The sequence below is a fragment of the Streptococcus orisratti DSM 15617 genome (assembly GCF_000380105.1).
GTDB classification, from domain to species: Bacteria; Bacillota; Bacilli; order Lactobacillales; family Streptococcaceae; genus Streptococcus; species Streptococcus orisratti.
Window position 1 is genome coordinate 1 of sequence record NZ_KB904523.1, and the last position, 3,704, is coordinate 3,704.

Annotated in this window: 2 protein-coding genes and 1 pseudogene; 2 read left to right on the plus strand and 1 reads right to left on the minus strand. The window is 36.6% G+C overall.

Features of this window, described 5'->3' with window-relative positions; translation table 11 throughout:
- Positions 1-241: IS630 transposase-related protein (locus A3I7_RS0111405; protein ID WP_018376871.1), on the minus strand; the 241-nt coding region annotated here is incomplete at its 3' end.
- A 34-nt stretch (positions 242-275) separates the two neighbouring features.
- Here A3I7_RS0111405 and A3I7_RS13860 point away from each other — a divergent pair.
- A pseudogene (locus A3I7_RS13860) lies at positions 276-500 on the plus strand (cell filamentation protein Fic); the annotation flags it as partial.
- 88 nt (positions 501-588) lie between these two features.
- A complete protein-coding gene (locus A3I7_RS0111415; protein ID WP_018376873.1) occupies positions 589-3,288 on the plus strand; it encodes a TOTE conflict system archaeo-eukaryotic primase domain-containing protein in 2,700 nt (899 codons plus the stop codon).
- Positions 3,289-3,704 lie beyond the last annotated feature (416 nt).

The following is a 3,704-nucleotide window of genomic DNA, read 5'->3' on the forward strand; positions in this document are numbered from 1 at the left end:
CTATTTCAGTCAAATAAGCATCCGGATGGTCATTAAGATAGTTTTTGAGTCTATCTCTATCAACTTTTCTTGGTTTTGTTCCTTTTGCTTGATGGTTTAGGTTCCCTGTTTTCTCTTTTAGTTTTAACCAGCCATAAATGGTATTGCGTGAGATTTGGAAAACATCTGATGCTTCTGTGATACTACCTGTTCGCTTACAATAGTCGAGAACTTTTTTACGAAAATCTAATGAATATGCCATAAAAACATTATATCACATTATGTACTATTTGTGTTTCATTTTACTATATCTTCGCTCACTTGGTTTCGACATTGACAACGAACCTTTTCAAAAACATGCAAAATATTTTCGCGACGCCCTTGTGCTTGACAATGCTAAGTTAGTCAATAAACGCTCAGACTTTTTAACCGCCTTCTTTGAAAATCTCCTCTTGAACGATCAGAATGATTTATCAAGTGAGAGGATGTATGAGGAGTTGGGAATTCCAAGCTATCAATAAATATGATATTATTTTTTTGAAAACAGTCCAGTTAAAAGCAGTAAAGGAATATCATGTCCTTGAGGATATTTATTAAAGAGGAACTCACATGTCCTATTATTATGAAAAATTAACGGGTAAGGTTGCAAAGCATCTTGCTCGTTTTCCCTATTATGCTACCGATAAGATTCTGAACTTAATGCAATTTCAAGATAACAATCAGCAATTTCTGATAAGTGATAAGCATTTGTATGATTACTTTGAAGAACAAAAACATCAACTAAGTACCGATGAAAAACTCTCCATTCTGTTCAGCCTATTTAAGGGACGTATAGATGTTTATGCGAAATCTTATATTGATGAAAATGGAAAAATCAACTATTTTCCTTCTTACAACTATGGTTGGAAAAAACTTCCTGTTGAAAAGAGAACTTGTCAACCATTGACTAAACAGGTGTTATTGGCTCACCTACGTGGCGAAATCAGTATTGGCATTTTTCCAATGAGTCTATCAGATACGTGTTCTTTTTTGGTGATTGATTTTGATAAAAAGAATTGGAGAGAAGAAGTATCCATTCTACGAGATACCGCAGAAAAATATGGTTTTGAGGGTCATATTGAAATCTCTCGTTCTGGCAATGGTGCTCACCTCTGGTTTTTCTTCGAGGAAGAAATTGCTTGTCAGCAGGCGAGAAATGTTGGGAAACGATTGCTGGAATTGGCTATGCAGGAGTCAAAAGATATTCGCTTTTCTTCATTTGACCGTATGTTTCCAAATCAAGATATTCTGCCCAAGGGAGGATTTGGTAATCTTATCGCACTGCCGCTACAAGGGGAAGCTTTCAAGAAGGGAAGAACCGTTTTTGTTGATAAACATTTTCAGCCCTTTTCTGAACAATGGACCTACCTTCAACAGGCTCAAAAGATTGGACAGAAGAAAATTCTAGATTTCTTAGGACAGGAGTTTTCGGATTCTGTAGATGATACAGTGTTAGAGTGTAGCTTATCAAACGTTATACGAGTTGAGAAGAGGACTATTTCTTCAAAAACAAATTACTTATTGAGAAAGCTGGCATCTTTTCCTAATCCTGAATTTTATCTAAAACAAGCGACTAGACAGCCAACTTATCAGACTCCAGAACGTATTTATTTATTTGAAGAAACAGATGAAGCATTGCATCTTCCAAGAGGAATACTTGCTAGGTTACAGGAAATATTTGAAACAGTAACTGTTAGGGACAATCGCAACATTCTATCTCCGATTCAGATTTCTTTCAAAGGGATGTTACGTTTTGAGCAGGAGCTTGCTTTGGCAGATTTATTAGCTAATGAGAATGGCTTGCTATGTGCTGAAACAGGTTTCGGGAAGACAGTTTTAGGGGCAGCATTGATTGCACAAAGGAAATGCCGAACGATTATCTTAGTTCATAATCGTCAACTGATGGAGCAGTGGTTGGAAAGGTTGGATGAATTTTTAGAGATTGAAGAGGAAGAAGCGGTTCGCTATACTCCTTCAGGGCGTATAAAAGTAATAGGGCATATTGGGCAATATGGTGCTTCTAAAAAATGGAGGAGTAAACTGGTGGATGTGGTTATGATTCAATCTCTCTTCCAATTGGACACTATTTCCGACTTTTTGTCGGATTACGATATGATGATTGTGGATGAATGTCATCATGTGACAGCCATGCAGTTTGAAAAAGTAGTTGCTCAATTTGCTGGTCAATATCTATATGGTTTAACAGCAACGCCAGAACGTAAAAATGGACATCAACCGATTGTCTTTCAACGTATTGGTCCAATTTTACATACTGCCCAATCAGGCCAATACGATTTTAAAAAGAGGTTGCTACTCCGTCTAACATCTTTTGGGAAATTGGATTTGGAACAGTCGAATAGTACGAACTTTTCAGCTCTTAATGATTGGCTTGCCAAAGATTTACATCGCAATACTTTGATTGTGCAAGATATTTTCAAACTATATCAAGAAAAGCGAAACATCCTTGTCTTGGTCAATCGACGGGAACATATAGAACTATTGGAAAAGCTACTTATTGAAAAAGAAATGACCAATATTTTTTGTCTGAGTGGAGCGAGTAAAAGAAGAGATACGAAAGAACTCCTGAAAAGAATCAGTGAGTTAGATGAGAATAGTCCCTTTGTCCTCATTTCAACAGGAAAGTATATTGGCGAGGGTTTTGATATGCCAAAGTTGGATACATTAATTTTGGCAGCTCCTTTGTCTTGGAAAAATAATCTCATACAGTATGCAGGGAGGCTTCATCGTCCCTATCAAGGTAAAACTGAGGTAAGAATAGTTGACTATCTAGATATACACGTTCCCTATCTTGAAAGAATGTACCAGAAACGTCAGATAGCTTATCGAAAAATGGCTTATCAGGTTGGAGAGAAAGAACCAACCCAAGTATTATTCAGTGGTAGGGACTACGAAGAGAAATTTAGAGAGGATTTGCGGAACACTTGCTCAAAAGCATATTTACAATTACATACGTTTACTTCTAGTAAGTTTCAAGAACTATTGGGGCAGTTACAAGGAAAACAAGTCGTTATTCATGTTTCCAAAAATCATAAGTTAAGTGAGTGGCTAACGGGGTTAAACAGTGACAATGTAAAGGTAAAGCTTGTACCAGAAAGGGTCAGCACAACGATCATCCTATTAGACAAAAGTATCGTTTGGTACGGCAATTTATCGCCTTTTGTTTATCATTCGGATGACCAAGCCAGTTTGTTGAGGTTGGAAAGTCAATCTATTGCTGAAGAATTGCTTGAAAAATTTAATGAAGAATAAAAATTTCGAAATCGATGACAATAAATATGATGCGATAGAAGACCGTATCGCAGATATGAAAAAATTGGTCTAGTGGTCTAACATCACTTGATACTTCGTTAACTCACCTTGCCGTATTCAAGTACTATCTGCGGTGTCGTTTCCTAGTTTCAAGCTGATTTTAGCCACATTAGATAAAGAGTTATTTAAACAATGCCCAGCCTAAAACGGCTGGGTTTTGTGGTATAATGAAGACATATGTTTAAGGAGAAAGAAGAATGAGAATTGAAAAATTTCTATTGAGGGATACCGAAAATTTATAGTATGTTTATACTCAATGAAAATCAAAAGTAGCCTAGGAAACGAAGCCGACGATAGAACTTGAGTTCATCAAGGCAAGTTGACAACGGATAATTTTGATTTTCGAAGAGTATTAG